We start from the raw sequence: 267 nt of genomic DNA on the forward strand, positions 1-267 counted from the left end.
CTGGAATATTCATTTCTAAACTCTCAAACGCTTCGAAGCAGTTAATGGTGGAGCCAAACGGGATCGAACCGTTGACCTCCTGCGTGCAAGGCAGGCGCTCTCCCAGCTGAGCTATGGCCCCATACAAAATTGGTGGGTCTGGGCAGATTCGAACTGCCGACCTCACCCTTATCAGGGGTGCGCTCTAACCAACTGAGCTACAGACCCAATTTCGAGCGCGTAACTGTTAGCTTGGAGCTATCAGCTTGGAGCTTAAAGCTGCTTCTA

General features: G+C 51.7%; 2 tRNA genes. Both read right to left on the minus strand.

Features of this window, described 5'->3' with window-relative positions:
- Positions 1-45: 45 nt before the first annotated feature.
- Positions 46-121 (minus strand) — tRNA-Ala (locus ACM6J5_RS25945).
- Positions 122-130: 9 nt separating this feature from the next.
- Positions 131-207, minus strand: a tRNA-Ile gene (locus ACM6J5_RS25950).
- Positions 208-267: the final 60 nt, after the last annotated feature.

The sequence above is a fragment of the Pseudomonas sp. IT-P74 genome, assembly GCF_949768175.1.
GTDB lineage: Bacteria > Pseudomonadota > Gammaproteobacteria > Pseudomonadales > Pseudomonadaceae > Aquipseudomonas.